Origin of the sequence: Micromonospora tulbaghiae (genome assembly GCF_900091605.1) — a bacterium.
Classification (GTDB): domain Bacteria; phylum Actinomycetota; class Actinomycetes; order Mycobacteriales; family Micromonosporaceae; genus Micromonospora; species Micromonospora tulbaghiae.
The window spans coordinates 411,618-425,574 of the sequence record NZ_FMCQ01000006.1 but is presented as its reverse complement, the minus strand read 5'-3'; the positions used below and the strand labels follow the sequence as shown (position 1 = coordinate 425,574).

Here is a 13,957-nt window from a genome sequence, read left to right as displayed (position 1 = left end):
AACCGAAGGAGGACGTGATGACCGACAGAACCGGTGCCCCCGTCGTGGTGGGTGTGGACGGCTCCCCGTCCGCGCTGGACGCGGTACGGCTGGCCGCGCGCGAGGCGGTGCTGCGGCACCGGCCGCTGCGGGTGGTGAACGCGTTCCTCTGGCCGCTGGTCGGCACACCGCTGGGCATGGTCGCCCCGGTGCTGCCCGACGTCGAGCTGCGGCAGGAGGCCGAGAAGCTCGTCGAGGAGGCGGTGGACGAGGCCCGCAAGGTCGACGCGGAGCTGACCGTGACCGGGGCGGTGGTCGACGGCGGGCCGGTCGCGGTGCTGCTGCGGGAGAGCCGCGACGCCTCGTTGCTCGTGCTGGGCCACCGGGGACTCGGCGGATTCGCCGAACTGCTGGTCGGCTCCGCCGCGGTGCAGCTCTCCGCCCGCGCGGACTGCCCGGTGCTCGTGGCCCGGGGTGAGGCCCGCGCCGACGGCCCGGTGGTGGTCGGCGTGGACGGCTCCGCGCTGTCCGACGAGGCCGTCGGCTTCGCGTTCGCCGAGGCCGCGGCGCGCGGCGCCGAACTGGTGGTGGTGCACACCTGGCTCTACCCGCAACCGGTGACCTACCGGGAGGCGTTCGGCGACGTCCTGCCCCTGGCGTACGACCCGCGGGAGCTGCGCGCCGACGAGCAGCGGGTGCTGGCCGAGGCGGTCGCCGGCTGGACCGAGCGCTACCCGGAGGTCACGGTACGGCCGAAGCTGGTCGCCGCCGCCACCCCGTCCCGGGTGCTCGTCGAGGAGTCCGTCGGCGCGCAGCTGACGGTGGTCGGCGCCCACGGTCGCGGTAGCCTCGGTGCGCTGCTGCTCGGCTCGGTCAGCCACGCCGTGCTGCACCACTGCCACAGCCCGCTGGCCGTCGTCCGGCACCGCGGCGACCGCGCCCACTGAGCCGGTTCCCCGGCCCGGGCGGGGCGAGCACCGCCACAATGGCCTGAACCGACCGGAGGGAAAGCACCAGATGAACCGACCCGTCGTTGCGGGAGTGGACGGATCGCCGTCCAGCCTGGCCGCCGCCGACCTGGCCGCCGCGACCGCCGTCGCCCGTTCCCGGCCGCTGCTGCTGGTGCACGGCTACCTGCACCCGCTCGGCTACGGCGTGCCGCTCAACCCGTACGACCTGGGGGTGCCGGCGCCCACCGCGGAGTCGGAGAAGATGCTGGAGTCGGTCGCCGCCGACCTGGCCGAGCGGCACCCGGGCCTGCGGGTGCAGGTGCGCCAGGTCGCCGGCGGGCCGGGCGCCACGATGGTCGAGGAGTCCCGCCGCGCCGAGCTGGCCGTGGTGGGAAGCCGGGGCGTGGGCGGCTTCGCCGGTCTGCTGCTCGGCTCGGTCAGCGGGCAGCTCGCGCAGCACGGGCACTGCCCGGTGCTCATCGTCCGCCCGGAGGAGCAGCCGATCCCGGTGGACGGTCCGGTGCTGGTCGGCGTGGACGGTTCCGACTCGGCCGCGTACGCGATCGAGCTGGCCGCGGACGAGGCCGAGCGGCGCGACGCGGAGCTGGTGCTGATGCACGTCCGGTCGCCGGAACGCGGCGCGGTGGCGCCGGAGGTCGCGGCGGAGGCGTCCACCGCCGAGCGGGCCGAGGCGGCAGGGCTGCTGGCCGAGGCCGCGGACCGGGTCCGGGCGGCGCACCCGGGCCTGCGGGTGACGGAGCGGTCCGTGACCGCCGCCTCGCCGGAGACCGCGCTCCGGGAGGCCAGCGGCGAGGCGTCGCTCGTGGTGGTCGGCTCCCGGGGCCGGGGCGGCTTCGCCGGGCTGCTGCTCGGCTCGGTCAGCCAGGCGCTGGTGCAGCACTCCCACTGCCCGGTTCTCGTCGCCCACCGGCCCGAGCCGGCCGACGACTGACGACCCGCGCGGGGCGGCCCTGCTCCGCGCCGAACCGCCCCGGCGTCAGGACGGGTCGCGGCCCGCGAGCAGGTCGGCGAAGTCGGTGGTGAGCGCGAACGGGTCGGCCGGGCCGGTCGCGGGCGGACGGCGGTCCACCTGCTCGGCCAGCTCGGCCCCGGCCCGGCGGATCCGGGACCGCAGCGCGCTGTCGCCGTCGTCACCGGCCCAGTCCTCGGGCGCGGCGAACACCGCCGTGGGCAGCGTCGCCGCCCGCAGGTAGGTGAACATCGGCCGGACCGCGTGCTCCAGGGCAAGCGAGTGCCGGGCGGTGCCGCCGGTCGCCCCGAGCAGCACCGGCTTGCCGGCCAGCGCGTCCCGGTCGACCACGTCGAAGAACGACTTGAACAGCCCGTTGTACGACGCGTTGAAGATCGGCGTCACCGCGATCAGCCCGTCGGCGGCGGCCACCTCGTCGAGCGTGCGCCGCAGCGCGGCCGGCGGGAAGCCGGTGAGCAGGTGGTTCACCACGTCGTGGGCGTGCTCGCGCAGCTCGACCACGCGCAGTTCCACCGTCGCGCCGCGGCCGGCCAGCTCGTCGCGGGCGGCCGCGGCGAGCTGGTCGGCGAGCAGGCGGGTGGACGACGGCTGGCCGAGACCGGCCGAGACCACCGCGAGGGTACGGCTGGTCATCGCTGCTCCCCGGCGGCCGGGGCGGCGTCGCGGGCGGCCAGCAGGCTCGCGTGGGTGGGCGCGTCGGGCACGTGCGCGGGACGCATCGAGTCGAACTCCTTGCGCAGCACCGGCACCACCTCCTCGCCCAGCAGGTCGAGCTGCTCCAGCACGGTCTTCAGCGGCAGTCCGGCGTGGTCCATGAGGAACAGCTGCCGCTGGTAGTCGCCGACGTACTCGCGGAAGCCCAGCGTCCGGTCGATGACCTGCTGCGGGCTGCCCACGGTCAGCGGCGTCTCCCGGGTGAACTCCTCCAGCGACGGGCCGTGCCCGTAGACCGGGGCGTTGTCGAAGTAGGGGCGGAACTCGCGTACCGCGTCCTGGGAGTTGCGGCGCATGAACACCTGCCCGCCGAGGCCGACGACGGCCTGGTCCGGCGAGCCGTGGCCGTAGTGCGCGAACCGCTCCCGGTAGAGGCCGACCATCCGCTGGGTGTGCTCCTTGGGCCAGAAGATGTGGTTGGCGAAGAAGCCGTCACCGTAGTACGCGGCCTGCTCGGCGATCTCCGGACTGCGGATCGAGCCGTGCCAGACGAACGGCGGCACGCCGTCGAGCGGGCGCGGGGTCGAGGTGAACGACTGCAACGGCGTACGGAACCGGCCCTTCCAGTCGACCACGTCCTCCCGCCACAGCCGGTGCAGCAGGTCGTAGTTCTCGATGGCCAGCGGGATGCCGTTGCGGATGTCCTGCCCGAACCACGGGTAGACCGGGCCGGTGTTGCCGCGGCCCATCATCAGGTCCACCCGGCCGTCGGCCAGGTGCTGGAGCATCGCGTAGTCCTCGGCGATCTTCACCGGGTCGTTCGTGGTGATCAGCGTGGTCGAGGTCGACAGCAGCAGCCGTTCGGTGCGAGCGGCGATCCAGCCGAGCATGGTGGTCGGCGACGACGGCACGAACGGCGGGTTGTGGTGCTCGCCGGTGGCGAAGACGTCGAGGCCGACCTCCTCGGCCTTGAGCGCGATGGCGGTCATGGCCTTGATCCGCTCACGCTCGGACGGCAGCCGCCCGTTCGTGGGGTCGACGGTGACGTCACCGACGGTGAAGACTCCGAACTGCATGACCAGCTCCTCGCGTGGGGTCCGGACCGGTCGGCCCGGGATCGCTCCTCACAACATATTTGACGAGTCAACTATTCCGGTGACCGCCCACCCCGGCGTGGCCCGGATCACGCGCCACCCACCGACTACCCTTGCCGCGATGACGTACCCCTGGCTCGACGCACCCGCCGCGCAGGTCGCCGACACCGCGCGGACGCTGCTCGGCTGGACCGTGTCGGCCGGCGGCGTCACCGTCCGGCTCACCGAGGTCGAGGCGTACGCGGGCACCGGCGAGGACCCGGCGTCACACGCCCACCGCGGCCCGACGCCGCGCAACAAGGTCATGTTCGGGCCCGCCGGGCACGTGTACGTGTACTTCGTGTTCGGCATGCACTGGTGCGCGAACATCGTCTGCGGCCGCGACGGCGAGGCGGCGGCGGTGCTGCTGCGCGCGGGCGAGGTGGTCGACGGCGTCGAGACCGCCCGCGAGCGCCGGCCGCGCGCCACCGACCGGGAGCTGGCCCGCGGACCGGCCCGGCTGGTCACCGCGCTCGGGCTCGGGCGGGAGGCGAACGGCACCTCGGCGATCGACGGCACCGGCCCGCTGCTGCTGACGCCACCGGCGAGCCCGGTGGACCCGGCGCGGATCGTCGCCGGGCCGCGAGTCGGGGTCGCCGCCGCGCACGACCTGCCGTGGCGGTTCTGGCTGGCCGACGAGCCGAGCGTCAGCGTCTACCGGCGGCACACGCCGCGCCGCCGTCCCGCCCCGGCCGCCTCGGTCCGCAACTCACCGGCCTGAATCGGCCGTTCCGGGCAACCCGGAACACTCCGCGGCGCGTCTGTGGTGCATGACGCGCCGCCTTCTCACCACGTCCCGAGGGCACGGCATCTTGCGCGAATGACTTTCAACGAGGTGTTGACAACAAGCCATTCTCGGGTGTGGGATGGACGACATGGTCACCGTGGACAACGACCCGTTCACCGCTCCGGATGCTGCCCAGGCCCGGGCCCACCGCAACTACGCGGCGCTGCTGCGGATCGCCGAGCGGCACGCCGGCACCAACTCCCGCCGCCGGCGTTACGCCCATCCCGACGTGCCCGACGCCTACGAGGCGGCCACGCTGGTGATGGCGCTCGCCGGTGGCGCCGAACTGGACGAGGGTGAGGAGCCCGTCGACCAGGCCGACCTGATGGCCGCGCTGACGCTCATCCCGCACGTACGGGCGGAGGTGGACGCGCTGGAGGCCGGCCTGTTGCAGGTGGCCCGCGGCCGGGGCATGACCTGGCAGGCGATCGCCTTCGGGCTGGGGCTGGGCAGCGCCCAGGCGGCCCGGCAGCGCTACGAGCGGCTCACCGTCCGCACCGGCACCGGCGACTGACCGGCGGCCGGGCGACGCGGGCTGTCACAGCGGCGGGCGAGACTGTGCCGGACGAGACGGCACGGGAGGACGCGATGACGCGCGAGGAGATGCTGGCCTACTGTCTGGCCAAGCCGGGTGCCTGGTTGGACCGGCCGTGGGAGGGCGACGAGGTGGTGAAGGTGGGCAGCCGCATCTTCGCGTTCCTCGGCTCCCCGGAGGGCGAGGCCCGGCTCGGGGTGAAGTGCGGGCCGTCCCGGGAGGTGGCCGACGAGTGGCTGCACCGGTTCCCGGCCGACGCGCGCCCCTCCCCCTACATCGGCCGGTCGGGGTGGAACACGCTCCGGCTCTCCGGCGGCATCCCCGACGACGAACTGATCGAGGCCGTCGACGGGTCGTACGACGCGGTCGTGGCGAAGCTCCCGAAGCGCGAGCGACCCAGCGGCTGACCGGGAAGCGCTACCCGCAGATCTTGGTACGAAAGCGCCCCTACAGGGGCCGTTCCGTACCAAGATCTCGGGGCAGCCGTGAAGCTCAGCGCGGGACGACCCGCTCGGCGGCCCACTCCCGCCAGCCGGTCAGCTTGTCCGCCGCGGCGGCGAGCTGGTCGGCGACCGGTCCCGGGCCGGTGGAGCCGGGCGTGATGCGCGCGGCCAGCGCCGAGCGCACCGACAGCACGTCACGCACCGACGGGTCCAGGTGCTCGCTCACCGCCGCCAGGTCGGCGTCGGACACCTCGTCCAGCGCGCAGTCGCGGACCGCGCAGAGCGCCACCAGCTTGCCGGTGATCTCGTGCGCATCGCGGAACGGCACGTTGCGCCGGACCAGCCAGTCGGCGACCTCGGTGGCCAGCGAGAAGCCCGACGGCGCGCTCGCCACCAGGCGGTCCACCCGGACCGTCATCGTGGAGATCATCCCGGCCAGCGCGGGCAGCAGCAGTTCCAGCGTGTCGACCGCGTCGAACGCCGGCTCCTTGTCCTCCTGCATGTCCCGGTCGTACGTCATGGGCAGGCCCTTGAGCATGGTGAGCACGCTCATCAGGCCGCCGACCAGCCGGCCGGACTTGCCCCGGGCCAGCTCGGCGATGTCCGCGTTCTTCTTCTGCGGCATGATCGACGATCCGGTGGCGAAGGCGTCGTCCAGCTCGACCCAGCCGAACTCCTGCGACGTCCAGAGCACCACCTCCTCGCCGAGGCGGGACAGGTGCACGCCGATCATCGCGGTGACGAACAGGAACTCGGCGACGAAGTCGCGGTCAGCGACCGCGTCCATCGAGTTGGCGAACGAGGTGCGGAAACCCAGCTCCTTGGCGACCGCCACCGGGTCCAGCGGCAGCCCCGACCCGGCCAGCGCGCCCGCGCCGAGCGGGCTGATCGCGGTCCGCTCGTCCCAGTCGCGCATCCGCTCCAGGTCGCGCAGCAGCGGCTGCACGTGGGCCAGCAGCCAGTGTCCGAACGTAACCGGCTGGGCGTGCTGCAGGTGCGTCATGCCCGGCGCGGCGGTGTCCACGTGCCGCTCCGCCTGCTCGACGAGGGCCTCGGCCAGCTCGACCAGCCGGGCCGCCACGCCGCGGGCGTGATCACGCAGGTAGAGCCGCAGGTCGGTGGCGACCTGGTCGTTGCGGGACCGGCCGGCGCGCAGCTTGCCGCCGAGGCTGCCGAGCCGCTCCAGCAGGCCGCGCTCCAGCGCGGTGTGCACGTCCTCGTCGTCCACGGTCGGGCGGAACGCGCCGGAGGCGCACGCCGCCTCCAGGTCGTCCAGCGCGGCCAGCATCCGGCCCAGTTCGTCCGGGTCGAGCAGGCCGGCGCCGGCGAGGACCCGGGCGTGCGCGCGGGAACCGGCGATGTCGTACGGGGCGAGACGCCAGTCGAACTGGACGCTCACCGACAGCCGCGCGAGCGCCTCGGCGGGACCGCCGGCGAACCGGCCACCCCAGAGGCTCGTCCGGTTGGCGGGGGCGCTGTTCTCGGTCAGGCTCTTGTCGTCCACCCCACCCATTGTGGTGCCCCCCATCAGGCCCCTCCCATCCGGGCGTCCCGTTGCGCGGCCATCTTGCTGGGCAGTCCCCACAGTTGCACGAATCCCTTCGCCAGCGACTGGTCGAACGTGTCGCCGGTGTCGTAGGTGGCCAGGCCGAAGTCGTACAGGCTCGCCTCGGAGCGCCGGCCGGTCACCACCGCCCGGCCGCCGTGCAGGCGCAGCCGTACCTCGCCCGTGACGTGCCGCTGGGCGTCGTCGATGAACGCGTCCAGCGACCGCTTCAGCGGCGAGAACCAGAGCCCGTCGTAGACCAGCTCGCCCCAGCGCTGGTCGACGCCGCGCTTGAACCGGCCCAGGTCCCGCTCGACGGTCACCGCCTCCAGCTCCTGGTGGGCGGTGATCAGGGCGAGCGCGCCGGGCGCCTCGTACACCTCGCGGCTCTTGATGCCGACCAGCCGGTCCTCGACCATGTCCAGCCGGCCCACACCCTGCGCCCCGGCCCGCCGGTTCAGCTCCCGGATGGCCTGGTACGGGGTGACCGTCTCGCCGTCGATCGCGACCGGGACGCCGCCGTCGAACGTGATCACCACGTCGTCCGGGTCGCGTTCCGACGCCGGGTCCTCGGTGTACGCGTAGAGGTCCTCGACCGGCGCGTTCCAGATGTCCTCCAGGAAACCGGTCTCCACGGCCCGGCCCCACAGGTTCTGGTCGATCGAGTACGGCGACTTCGCCGACACGTCGATCGGCAGCCCCTTCTCCTCGGCGAACGCGATCGCCTTGTCCCGGGTCCAGGCGAAGTCCCGGGCGGGGGCGACGACCTTCAGGTCGGGCGCGAGCGCGGCCAGGCCGACCTCGAACCGGACCTGGTCGTTGCCCTTGCCGGTGCAGCCGTGCGACACGATCGTGCCGCCGTGGGCACGCGCCGCCGCGACCAGGTGCCTGACGATCAGCGGCCGGGACAGCGCGGACACCAGCGGATACCGGTCCATGTAGAGGGCGTTGGCCCGGATCGCCGGCAGGCAGTAGTCCGCGGCGAACTCGTCGCGGGCGTCGACCACCTCGGACTCGACGGCGCCGCAGTCGAGCGCTCGCTGCCGGATCACTGTCATGTCCTCGCCGCCCTGGCCGACGTCGACCGCGACCGCGATCACCTCCGCGCCGGTCCGCTCGGCCAGGTACGGGATGGCGACCGAGGTGTCCAGGCCCCCGGAGTACGCGAGCACGACCCGTTCGGTCACGAGGTGCCCCCTTCGGCTGTGTCGTCGCGGCGGGCCCAGGCGGCGAGCCGCTCACCCAGCGCGGCGCCGCCGTCGGCCTCGCGGGCCACGACGAGGATGGTGTCGTCGCCGGCGATGGTGCCGACGATCTCGGACAGGCCGGCCCGGTCCAGCGCGCTGGCCAGGTACTGGGCGGCGCCCGGCGGGGTGCGCAGCACCGCGATGTTGCCGCTGGAGTCGACGCCGTTGAGCAGCTCACGCAGCAGCCGGACCAGCCGGGCCGGCGCGCCCTCGGCGTCGCGCAGCGGCCGGTGCCCGTCCTCCGGGATCAGGTAGACGCCCCGCCCGTCGCCGCCCCGCGCGGTCACCGCTCCCAGTTCCTTCAGGTCGCGCGACAGGGTGGCCTGGGTGACCTGGATGCCGTCCCCGGCGAGCAGGTCGGCCAGCTCGGTCTGCGAGTGGATGGGGGTGTCGCGGATCAGCTCGACGATGCGGGCGTGCCGCGCGGCGCGGGTCAGCGGAGCGGTCATGCGGATTCCTCCAGGAGAAACGTCAGCAGCGCCTTCTGGGCGTGCAGCCGATTCTCCGCCTGGTCGAACACCGCGCTGTGCGGGCCGTCGAGCGCCTCGTCGGTGATCTCCTCGCCCCGGTGGGCGGGCAGGCAGTGCAGCACGATCACGTCGGCGTCGGCGTGGCCGAGCAGCGCGTCGTTGACCTGGTACGGCAGGAACGGGGTGATCCGGTCCAGCCCGTCGGACTCCTGCCCCATCGACGTCCAGGTGTCGGTGGCGACGACGTGCGCGCCGCGTACCGCCTCGGCCGGGTCGGTGAGCACCTGGACCGATCCGCCGGTGGTGGCGGCGATCTTCTCGGCGCGTCCCACGATCTCCGGGTCCGGCTGGAACCCCTCCGGCCCGGCGATCCGCACGTGCATCCCGGCGGTCGCGCCGGCCAGCAGGTACGAGTGGGCCATGTTGTTCGCCGCGTCGCCCACGTACGTGAGGATCCGCCCGGCGGTGCCGCCGAAGCGTTCCCGCACGGTGAGCAGGTCGGCCAGCAGCTGGCAGGGGTGGTACGTGTCGGTGAGCGCGTTGACCACCGGCACCGTGGCCTGCGCGGCGACCTCGGCGATCCGGTCGTCGCCGTGGGTGCGCAGCACGATCGCGGCGACGTAGCGGGACAGCACCCGGCCGGCGTCGCCGAGCGTCTCGCCCCGGCCGAAGTGGGTGACCTGGGTGTCCACCACGAGCGGGTGCCCGCCCAGCTCGGCGATGCCCACGTCGAACGAGATCCGGGTCCGCAGGCTCTGCTTGTCGAACAGCACCGCCACCGACTTCGGTCCGGCCAGCGGCTGGTGCCCGTACCGGTCGGCCTTCATCCGGGCGGCGAGGTCGAGCACCGCGGCCTGCTCGGCGGGCGTGAGGTCGTCGTCGCGCAGGAAGTGGCGGATCATGCGGGAGCCTCCGTCGGGGTCGTGGCGTCGGGCGCGGCGGTGCCGGCGGTCGCGGCGGCGTCGGTGGAAGGGGGCGGCGCGGCGGCGGACAGCGCGGCCGGCAGGGCGGCGAGGAACGCGTCTGCCTGTGCGGCGGTGAGGATCAGCGGCGGGGCGAGCCGGACCACGTCCGGCTGCACCGGGTTGACCAGGAAGCCCGCGTCGCGCAGGGCCGCCGCGGCCGCACCGGAGACCGGCTGGTCGAGCACGATGCCGAGCAGCAGCCCGGCGCCGCGCACCTCGCGTACCAGCGGGTGCCCGAGCGCCTCGACGCCGCGCCGCAGCCGCTCGCCGACGCGCTTGACGTGGTCGAGCAGGCCCTCGTGCGCGATCGTGGAGACGACAGCAAGCGCGGCGGCGCAGCTGACCGGGTTGCCGCCGAACGTGGTGCCGTGCGAGCCGGGGGTGAGCAGGTCGGCGGCGCGGCCGAAGGCCAGGCAGGCACCCAGCGGCAGCCCGCCGCCGAGGCCCTTGGCGAGCGTGATCACGTCCGGCTCGACGCCCTCGGCCTGGTGGGCGAACCAGTGGCCGGTCCGGCCGACGCCGGTCTGCACCTCGTCGAGCACCAGCAGCGCGCCGTGCGCGGCGGTGATCCGCCGGGCCGCGGCCAGGTAGCCCGGCGGCGGGACGACCACACCGTTCTCGCCCTGGATCGGCTCGATGATCAGCATGGCGGTGTCGTCGGTGACCGCCTCGGCCAGCGCGTCGACGTCGCCGAACGGCACGTGGGTCACGTCGCCGGGCAGCGGGCGGAACGGGTCGGCCTTCGCGGGCTGCCCGGTCAGCGCCAGCGCGCCCATGGTCCGGCCGTGGAAACCGCCGTGGGTGGCGACCACGTGCCGGCGGCCGGTGAGCCGGGACAGCTTGAACGCGGCCTCGTTGGCCTCCGCGCCGGAGTTGGCGAAGAACACCCGGCCCGGGCGGCCGGCCAGCGCGAGCAGCAGCTCGGCCAGCGCCACCGGCGGCTCGGCGACGAACAGGTTGGACACGTGCCCGAGCGTCGCGACCTGCTTGCTGACGGCCGCCACCACCGCCGGGTGGGCGTGGCCGAGCGCGTTGACGGCGATGCCGCCGAGCAGGTCGACGTACTCCCGGCCGGTCTCGTCGACCACGACGGCGCCGGAGCCGGAGACGAGCGCCAGCGGCGGCGTGCCGTAGTTGTCCATCATGGTGGCGTTCCACCGCTGCACCAGCGTGCTCATGACTCGATCACCATGGTTCCGAAGCCCTCCGACGTGAACACTTCCAGCAGCGTGGAGTGGGCGACCCGGCCGTCGACGACGTGCGCGGCCGGCACTCCCCCGCGCACCGCCCGCAAGCAGGCCTCCATCTTCGGGACCATGCCCGACTCCAGGGCCGGCAGCAGCTTCGCCAGGTCGTCCGCGGTGATCTCGCTGACCAGGCTGGACGTGTCCGGCCAGTCGGCGTACAGGCCCGGCACGTCGGTCAGCACGACGAGCTTGCGGGCGTCCAGCGCCACCGCGAGCGCGGCGGCGGCGGTGTCCGCGTTGAGGTTGTGCAGCACCCCGTCGGCGTCCGGCGCGACAGTCGAGATGACCGGGATCCGGCCGGCCTCGATCAGGTCGGTGACCGCCGAGGCGTTCACCGACTCCACGTCGCCGACCTGCCCCACGTCGACCGGTTCCCCGTCCACGTACGCGGGGCGGCGCACCGCGGTGAACAGTCCGGCGTCCTCACCGGAGAGACCGACCGCGCACGGGCCGTGCGCGTTGATCAGGCCGACCAGTTCCCGGCCGACCTGACCGACGAGGACCATCCGGACCACGTCCATCGCCTCCGGGGTGGTGACCCGCAGGCCTCCCCGGAACTCGCTGGCGATGCCGAGACGGCCGAGCATGGCGGAGATCTGCGGACCGCCGCCGTGCACCACGACGGGCTTCAGGCCCGCGTAGCGCAGGAACACCATGTCGGCGGCGAACGCCCGCTGGAGTTCGGGGTCGACCATGGCGTTGCCGCCGTACTTGACCACGACCGTGGCGCCGGAGAAACGGGCCAGCCAGGGCAGCGCCTCGATCAGCGTGGCGGCCTTGGCCTGGGCCCGGGTGAGGTCAGCACTCAAGTTCATGTGGAATAAGCCGAGTTCTCGTGGACGTACGCGTGGGACAGGTCGTTGGTCCAGATGGTGGCCGCGTCCGCGCCGGCGTGCAGGTCGATCCGGACGGTCACGCCGCGGCCGGTGAGGTCCACCTTGGCGCGGTCCTCGGCGGCGGCGCCGCCCCGGCACACCCAGATGCCGTTGACGGCGACGTCCACGGCGTCCGGCTCGAACACGGCGGCGGTGGTGCCGACCGCGGCCAGGATCCGGCCCCAGTTCGGGTCGTTGCCGAACAGCGCGGTCTTCACCAGGTTGTTGCGGGCCACCGTGCGGCCCACCTCGACCGCGTCGTCCTCGCTCGCCGCGCCGACCACCTCGATCGCGACCTCCTTGGTCGCGCCCTCGGCGTCGGCCAGGAGCTGCTGGGCCAGGTCATGGCAGGCGGCGGTGACCGCGGCGGTCAGTTCCTCGGCGGTCGGCTCGATGCCGGAGGCGCCGCTGGCCAGCAGCAGCACCGTGTCGTTGGTGGACATGCATCCGTCGGAGTCGATCCGGTCGAACGTGATCCGGGTGGCGGCGCGCAGCGCGGCGTCCAGGGCGTCCGGCCCGGCCACCGCGTCGGTGGTGAGCACGCAGAGCATGGTGGCCATGGCCGGGGCGAGCATGCCCGCGCCCTTGGCCATCCCGCCGACGGTCCAGCCCGTACCCTGCGCCACTGTCGTCTTCGGCCGGGTATCGGTGGTCATGATCGCCTCGGCTGCGGCCGGGCCGCCGTCGCGGGACAGGCCGCGCACCGCGTCGCGTACGCCGGGAAGCAGCTTGCCCATCGGCAGCCGCTCGCCGATCAGGCCGGTCGAGCACACGGCGACCTCGCCCGCGCCGACGATGAGCCGGGCGTTCGCCGCGGTGATCGCGGCGGCGGTGTGCTCGGCGGTGGCGTGGGTGTCCTGGAAGCCGGCCGGTCCGGTGCAGGCGTTCGCGCCGCCGGAGTTGAGCACCACGGCTCGGACGACGCCGCCGTGCACGACCTGCTGGCTCCACAGCACCGGCGCGGCCTTGACCCGGTTTGCGGTGAACACACCGGCCACGCCGGCGTCCGGGCCGTCGTTGATCACGAGGGCGACGTCGGCGGCGCCGGAGGACTTCAGTCCGGCGGCGACACCTGCGGCGCGGAACCCACGGGGGACGGTGACGCTCACGGGGCCACTCCAAACACGGACAGACCGGTGGTCTCCGGGAGACCCACCATCAGGTTGGCGTTCTGCACGGCCTGGCCGGCCGCGCCCTTGCCGAGGTTGTCGATCGCGCTGACCACGATCACCCGCCCCGAGTCGACGTCGACCGTCGCCTGGAGGTGGCAGGAGTTCGAGCCGGCGGTCGCGGCGGTGTGCGGCCACGCCCCCTCGGGAAGCACGTGCACGAAGGGCGCGTCGGCGTACGCGGCGGCCAGCACCGCGCGCGGGTCGGCGTCGCCGGTGGGCACCGCTGTGACGGTGGCCAGGATGCCCCGGGGCATCGGCGCGAGCACCGGTGTGAAGGAGAGGCCGGTCGCGCCGGTGGCCTGCTTGATCTCCGGCACGTGCTGGTGCGCGCCCACCTTGTAGGGCGTCAGGTCGCCCATCACCTCGCTGCCGAGCAGGGGGGCCTTGGCGGCCCGGCCCGCGCCGGAGGTGCCGGAGGCGGCGACCACGACCACGTCGTCGGGGCGTACCGCGCCGGCGGCGATCAGCGGGGCCAGCGCCAGCGTGGTCGCCACCGCGTAGCAGCCGGTGCTGGCCACCCGCGTCGCGGCGGCGATCTCGGTCCGCCGGCCGGGCAGCTCGGGCAGCCCGTAGGTCCAGGCGCCGGCGTGCTCCCCGCCGTAGTAGCGGGACCAGGCGCCGGCGTCGCGCAGCCGGTGGTCCGCGCCGAGGTCGACCACCTTGACCGTGGCGGGCAGCGCCGCGGCGAGCGCCGCGGACTGCCCGTGCGGCAGGGCCAGGAAGACCAGGTCCGCGTCGGCCAGGGTCGCCGGTTCGGTCGCGGCGAACACCAGGTCGAGGCCGGCGAGGTGCGGGTGTACGGCGGTGACGGGCTGACCGGCCTGGCTGTGCGCGGTGGCGGCGATCAGCTCGAACTCGGGGTGACCGGCGAGCAGGCGCAGCAGTTCGCCCCCGGCGTATCCACTCGCCCCGGCCACAGCAACCCGAATGCCCATACCCACCTCCGCATGACTATGCAGAGAA

General features: G+C 74.0%; 15 protein-coding genes. 5 read left to right on the top strand and 10 right to left on the bottom strand.

From position 1 onward, the window contains the following. The first annotated feature begins 17 nt into the window (after positions 1 to 17). Both GA0070562_RS20145 and GA0070562_RS20140 read left to right on the top strand, forming a co-directional pair. On the top strand, positions 18 to 926 hold the full coding sequence (locus GA0070562_RS20145) for a universal stress protein (protein ID WP_091424441.1): 909 nt from the start codon (positions 18 to 20) through the stop codon (positions 924 to 926). 70 nt (positions 927 to 996) lie between these two features. Then, positions 997 to 1,881, top strand: a complete 885-nt coding sequence (locus GA0070562_RS20140) for a universal stress protein (protein WP_091424437.1) — start codon at positions 997 to 999, stop codon at positions 1,879 to 1,881. A 45-nt stretch (positions 1,882 to 1,926) separates the two neighbouring features. On the opposite strand, the gene GA0070562_RS20135 is transcribed toward GA0070562_RS20140, so the two are convergent. Then, a complete protein-coding gene (locus GA0070562_RS20135; protein ID WP_091424434.1) occupies positions 1,927 to 2,553 on the bottom strand; it encodes a CE1759 family FMN reductase in 627 nt (208 codons plus the stop codon). Continuing rightward, positions 2,550 to 3,650, bottom strand: coding sequence for an LLM class flavin-dependent oxidoreductase (locus GA0070562_RS20130; protein ID WP_091424431.1), 1,101 nt, complete (start codon positions 3,648 to 3,650; stop codon positions 2,550 to 2,552). The genes GA0070562_RS20135 and GA0070562_RS20130 overlap by 4 nt, the downstream gene beginning before the upstream one ends. 139 nt (positions 3,651 to 3,789) lie before the next feature. On the opposite strand from GA0070562_RS20130, the gene GA0070562_RS20125 reads away from it, so the two are divergent. The 3 genes from GA0070562_RS20125 to GA0070562_RS20115 all read left to right on the top strand — a co-directional run bounded on the left by GA0070562_RS20125 (position 3,790) and on the right by GA0070562_RS20115 (position 5,436). Beyond that, positions 3,790 to 4,428: a DNA-3-methyladenine glycosylase gene (locus GA0070562_RS20125; protein WP_091424429.1), complete on the top strand. Its 639-nt coding sequence runs from the start codon at positions 3,790 to 3,792 to the stop codon at positions 4,426 to 4,428. A gap of 145 nt (positions 4,429 to 4,573) precedes the next feature. After that, on the top strand, positions 4,574 to 5,008 hold the full coding sequence (locus GA0070562_RS20120) for a DNA-binding protein (protein ID WP_225853232.1): 435 nt from the start codon (positions 4,574 to 4,576) through the stop codon (positions 5,006 to 5,008). Positions 5,009 to 5,082: 74 nt separating this feature from the next. After that, positions 5,083 to 5,436 carry an MmcQ/YjbR family DNA-binding protein gene (locus tag GA0070562_RS20115; RefSeq protein ID WP_091424594.1) on the top strand — a complete coding sequence of 118 codons (354 nt, stop codon included), beginning with the start codon at positions 5,083 to 5,085 and terminating at the stop codon, positions 5,434 to 5,436. An 85-nt stretch (positions 5,437 to 5,521) separates the two neighbouring features. Here the strand turns inward: GA0070562_RS20115 and argH are convergent, their stop codons facing one another. The 8 genes from argH to argC are packed head-to-tail and all read right to left on the bottom strand — an operon-like array spanning position 5,522 to position 13,929. Further along, positions 5,522 to 6,985 (bottom strand): argininosuccinate lyase, encoded by a 1,464-nt coding sequence (gene argH, locus GA0070562_RS20110; RefSeq protein WP_091424425.1) that lies wholly within the window; start codon positions 6,983 to 6,985, stop codon positions 5,522 to 5,524. 14 nt (positions 6,986 to 6,999) lie between these two features. Then, a complete protein-coding gene (locus GA0070562_RS20105) occupies positions 7,000 to 8,205 on the bottom strand; it encodes an argininosuccinate synthase (protein ID WP_091424422.1) in 1,206 nt (401 codons plus the stop codon). Continuing rightward, complete coding sequence (locus GA0070562_RS20100; protein WP_013474917.1) at positions 8,202 to 8,714, bottom strand: arginine repressor; 513 nt, start codon at positions 8,712 to 8,714, stop codon at positions 8,202 to 8,204. The genes GA0070562_RS20105 and GA0070562_RS20100 overlap by 4 nt, the downstream gene beginning before the upstream one ends. Next, positions 8,711 to 9,637: an ornithine carbamoyltransferase gene (gene argF / locus GA0070562_RS20095; protein ID WP_091424419.1), complete on the bottom strand. Its 927-nt coding sequence runs from the start codon at positions 9,635 to 9,637 to the stop codon at positions 8,711 to 8,713. Before argF ends, GA0070562_RS20100 begins: the two co-directional genes overlap by 4 nt. Continuing rightward, a complete protein-coding gene (locus GA0070562_RS20090; protein ID WP_091424416.1) occupies positions 9,634 to 10,878 on the bottom strand; it encodes an acetylornithine transaminase in 1,245 nt (414 codons plus the stop codon). Before GA0070562_RS20090 ends, argF begins: the two co-directional genes overlap by 4 nt. Then, positions 10,875 to 11,762, bottom strand: a complete 888-nt coding sequence (gene argB / locus GA0070562_RS20085; RefSeq protein ID WP_091424411.1) for an acetylglutamate kinase — start codon at positions 11,760 to 11,762, stop codon at positions 10,875 to 10,877. The genes GA0070562_RS20090 and argB overlap by 4 nt, the downstream gene beginning before the upstream one ends. Further along, positions 11,759 to 12,931 carry a bifunctional glutamate N-acetyltransferase/amino-acid acetyltransferase ArgJ gene (argJ, locus tag GA0070562_RS20080; protein ID WP_091424409.1) on the bottom strand — a complete coding sequence of 391 codons (1,173 nt, stop codon included), beginning with the start codon at positions 12,929 to 12,931 and terminating at the stop codon, positions 11,759 to 11,761. The genes argB and argJ overlap by 4 nt, the downstream gene beginning before the upstream one ends. Further along, positions 12,928 to 13,929 (bottom strand): N-acetyl-gamma-glutamyl-phosphate reductase, encoded by a 1,002-nt coding sequence (argC, locus tag GA0070562_RS20075; RefSeq protein ID WP_091424404.1) that lies wholly within the window; start codon positions 13,927 to 13,929, stop codon positions 12,928 to 12,930. Before argC ends, argJ begins: the two co-directional genes overlap by 4 nt. Positions 13,930 to 13,957 lie beyond the last annotated feature (28 nt).

Coding starts and splice junctions, on each gene's coding strand:
- GA0070562_RS20135 (WP_091424434.1), bottom strand. CDS start 2,553: ATGACCAGCCGTACCCTCGCGGTGGTCTCGGCCGGTCTCGGCCAGCCG.
- GA0070562_RS20120 (WP_225853232.1), top strand. CDS start 4,574: ATGGACGACATGGTCACCGTGGACAACGACCCGTTCACCGCTCCGGAT.
- GA0070562_RS20145 (WP_091424441.1), top strand. CDS start 18: ATGACCGACAGAACCGGTGCCCCCGTCGTGGTGGGTGTGGACGGCTCC.
- argF (WP_091424419.1), bottom strand. CDS start 9,637: ATGATCCGCCACTTCCTGCGCGACGACGACCTCACGCCCGCCGAGCAG.
- argC (WP_091424404.1), bottom strand. CDS start 13,929: ATGGGCATTCGGGTTGCTGTGGCCGGGGCGAGTGGATACGCCGGGGGC.
- GA0070562_RS20100 (WP_013474917.1), bottom strand. CDS start 8,714: ATGACCGCTCCGCTGACCCGCGCCGCGCGGCACGCCCGCATCGTCGAG.
- argH (WP_091424425.1), bottom strand. CDS start 6,985: ATGGGTGGGGTGGACGACAAGAGCCTGACCGAGAACAGCGCCCCCGCC.
- GA0070562_RS20140 (WP_091424437.1), top strand. CDS start 997: ATGAACCGACCCGTCGTTGCGGGAGTGGACGGATCGCCGTCCAGCCTG.
- GA0070562_RS20090 (WP_091424416.1), bottom strand. CDS start 10,878: ATGAGCACGCTGGTGCAGCGGTGGAACGCCACCATGATGGACAACTAC.
- GA0070562_RS20125 (WP_091424429.1), top strand. CDS start 3,790: ATGACGTACCCCTGGCTCGACGCACCCGCCGCGCAGGTCGCCGACACC.
- argB (WP_091424411.1), bottom strand. CDS start 11,762: ATGAACTTGAGTGCTGACCTCACCCGGGCCCAGGCCAAGGCCGCCACG.
- GA0070562_RS20130 (WP_091424431.1), bottom strand. CDS start 3,650: ATGCAGTTCGGAGTCTTCACCGTCGGTGACGTCACCGTCGACCCCACG.
- GA0070562_RS20115 (WP_091424594.1), top strand. CDS start 5,083: ATGACGCGCGAGGAGATGCTGGCCTACTGTCTGGCCAAGCCGGGTGCC.